Origin of the sequence: Leptospira gomenensis (assembly GCF_004770155.1) — a bacterium.
In the GTDB taxonomy this organism is placed as follows: Bacteria; Spirochaetota; Leptospiria; order Leptospirales; family Leptospiraceae; genus Leptospira; species Leptospira gomenensis.
This window is the reverse complement of the sequence record NZ_RQFA01000094.1, coordinates 1-3233: the sequence shown is the minus strand read 5'-3', so window position 1 is coordinate 3233 and position 3233 is coordinate 1. Positions and strand designations below refer to the sequence as shown.

Here is a 3233-nt window from a genome sequence, read left to right as displayed (position 1 = left end):
CCCACCCACCCATCCAACCAGCAAGCAAGCAACTTACGTACGGACCAACCTGCAACCTGACAACTCGCCAACCAACGGACACAACACCTCTCAGATTGGTAGGACAAACCGGCGATCAAACGAATTCATTCACAAACTTGCACCCAAGCTCAGCCTATCCTCTACCGGCAATCCCTGGAGTCTCCCTTTCCATACTTTACCAGATCTTCCCGAATCAACGACACAGTTTCCCCTTAGGCTGTAAGCTGACGGGGAACCGGGCGCATAACGCACCCGACGGGTTCAAAACACAATCACAAGAACACTGGAACACGAAACACCTTCCAAACACACCATCCCAAGGCCGTCCCCATCTTTCATCGATTTCCTTTCCCGATTTTAGAACGAATCGACTTTATCATAGATTGCTCCATCAGAAATACGGCAATTTCCTGAGAGATCTCAACGTAAATTCATAAAGGTTAGAAAATGAACCGAGAATACGTTCTTTGTTCGAAAAGTTCATAACTAAATTTGAATATTCAATTAGTGAAAAAATCCGGCGATTTTGATTTCAACTTTAATCATTGTTTTCGATCCAAAGACAAGAAAACAAGAAACGGTTCGCGCGACGGACGAACAAACTAAAAAAACAGTCGAATCCCTTAAAAACGACGAGTCCCGGCTTCCGCGTTTTACAACACCGAAACCGGGACTCGTCGTTTCGAAAAAACTAAATCAGACAAACGCCTAAATTTTCGATTCGCAAAAAGCCGAAAAGCCCTACTCTCGAAAAACGGAAAATCTCGCCTAACGGGAACCGCTTACGACAAGTCCGTCTCCAATAGAGCCGAAAAGAAAAAACACCGAAAAGACGAGCGCACGACACGCATACGCTCGCATTTTCTGATTACGCGTTAGCCGGAACCGGAAACAAACCTTCGATCGAAAGATATCTTTCTCCCGTATCATAGGAAAAGGTAAGAACTTTGGATCCTTCCGGAATCTCGGACAATTTTTTTGCAACAGCCGCCAAAGACGCTCCCGAAGAAACACCGATAAAAAGGCCTTCTTCCTTTGCGGCCCTTTGTGCGTATTGAAACGCTTCTTCTTTGCTTACTTGGATCACACCGTCCAATAAATTGGTATGAAGGTTCTTAGGAATAAAACCGGCTCCGATTCCTTGGATCGGGTGCGGCCCCGGCTTACCTCCGGAAATTACGGGAGAAGCCTCGGGTTCCACCGCAAACACTTTCAACTTCGGAAACTTCTCCTTTAAGACTTGCGCGACTCCGGTGATATGTCCTCCGGTTCCCACACCCGTGATTAGAAAATCCAATCCTTCCGGAAAATCCTTTGCGATCTCCTGGGCGGTTGTTTCCACGTGGACTTTAATATTTGCTTCGTTTTCGAATTGTTGCGGCATCCAGGCTTTCGGGTTTTCAGAAACGATTTGTTTCGCTTTTTCGATCGCACCGGGCATTCCTTTTTCTCTCGGAGTCAGCTCGAATTCCGCACCGTAAGCAGCCATAATTCTTCTTCTTTCAATACTCATCGATTCGGGCATCACCAAAAGAAGTTTATATCCCTTAACGGCTGCGACCAAGGCCAAACCGATTCCCGTATTTCCGGAAGTCGGTTCCACGATAATACTGTCTTTGGTGAGTTTACCGGATTTTTCCGCGTCTTCGATCATCGAAAGTGCGATACGATCCTTAATGGATCCGCCAGGATTGGTTCTTTCGAGTTTGGCATAAACCTCACTCTTTGTATTGAACAAGCGGTTGATTCTAACATGAGGCGTATTTCCGATCGTTTCTAAAATACTCTTAGCTTTCATTTCTGTTTTCCTACCTTTTCCGAGGGTTCTTCAAGATTAGATGTTGTTATATTAGACAATAATTTCAATATAACAAATAGATTCAAGTAAAAAAACGCTTTTCAGGAGATTCTTTTAACAAAATTCCGGAGAATTTAACTCAAATTTCCTGTAAAACGATACTTTGTAGAAAAGATTCCGCGACCGGTCCGAATTCGATTCCCAAACCGCGAAACACCGCATAAATCGTGGAAATCTGTACGTTCGAATCCCCGGGAGTTGCAGCGTATCCCCTCACCTCTCGTTCCAAAACTTCGAGTGAGGCAAGCGGGAGAACTGCGTGCGAAAAAATTCTTCCGTACAAACCCCGATCCCGTCCGGAGGAAAAAATGGAATTCGTAGAGATCAAATTCGTGGTGGAAAGATACGGATCGTTTTGAATCCGACGAAGTAGGGTTTCCCGTTTGAGATTTTTCTTCAACCGAAATCGAAACCGCACCAGGTGCATGTATGGAGAATTGATCGTTACCGACGAGGAAGTGATCGGGATACGAATTCCGATCTGCGAATAGAGTTCGTTTAACAATCGGCTGTGATGTGTCCCCCACTCCGCTTCCGGTTTTACGAGCAGAGGTCCGGTCACGTGCGGATCGTCTTTGGCCATATCCGCGTCCCGGCGGATCACGAGGAAATCGGCCTCCTCCAATACGGACTGCAACTCCTTGACGGATTCATCGGTGAGAATCCGAAGCGTCCCGGCGAGAGTATGCGTATTACATGTGGATACGTGTAAAAAACGAGGAAGGCCTTCTTCCAATAAAGTTCTCGCGTCTGGATACAAAAACTGGGCGCCGAATTTGTGTTCGCTTCCCTGTGCGATAAACATTCGTATATTAGAATATTCTTTCGAACTATATTCCTCGATTCGGGAATCCGCCACACCCGGAGGGGAACAATCGCACAATACGATCGAACGATCCAAGGCCTCGTTTTTGGTCGAGTATTCCGGGAAAAATTCCGATACGGAATTGTCGCCGGTATCGACGACGATCCCGCCTTTTTCCACCAGAGAAAGGACCGCCGGGATGGCCGAAGGATCCAGACGATACGGTTCTACATAGACCTCGAACGTCCTCAGTTTCTCCTTGAGAATCAACAACAAGGACGTCAAAGGCCATCCGATCACCCCTGTGCCACGTATATAAATTCCCGGAAGCGTTTGTGTCATGGAAAACTCCTTCTTACAATGGATCGGTTTGCGGGAGATACGACAAAACGGCTCGCAGAAATTCGCGATTGACAAAGCGCCGTTTTACGCGCGCTCCTGAACTCGGATAAAAAATGAGACGCTCGTACGCCGAACGTTGTCGTTGTTCCGACGATCCTTCCGTAGACGAGGGGCGCCCCGCCCGGGTTTTGGGTGGGGGGAGAGGCG

At 47.1% G+C, this 3233-nt stretch carries 2 protein-coding genes; both read right to left on the bottom strand.

Annotated elements, in window-relative coordinates:
- Positions 1-889 precede the first annotated feature (889 nt).
- Positions 890-1819 carry a cysteine synthase A gene (cysK, locus tag EHQ17_RS19655; RefSeq protein ID WP_135592991.1) on the bottom strand — a complete coding sequence of 310 codons (930 nt, stop codon included), beginning with the start codon at positions 1817-1819 and terminating at the stop codon, positions 890-892.
- Between the two features lie 139 nt (positions 1820-1958).
- Positions 1959-3026, bottom strand: a complete 1068-nt coding sequence (locus tag EHQ17_RS19650; protein WP_135593080.1) for a hypothetical protein — start codon at positions 3024-3026, stop codon at positions 1959-1961.
- Between the last annotated feature and the right edge of the window lie 207 nt (positions 3027-3233).

Bases quoted from the DNA above. Each gene is read 5' to 3' on its own strand.
- cysK (WP_135592991.1), bottom strand. From the start codon at position 1,819: ATGAAAGCTAAGAGTATTTTAGAAACGATCGGAAATACGCCTCATGTT.
- EHQ17_RS19650 (WP_135593080.1), bottom strand. From the start codon at position 3,026: ATGACACAAACGCTTCCGGGAATTTATATACGTGGCACAGGGGTGATC.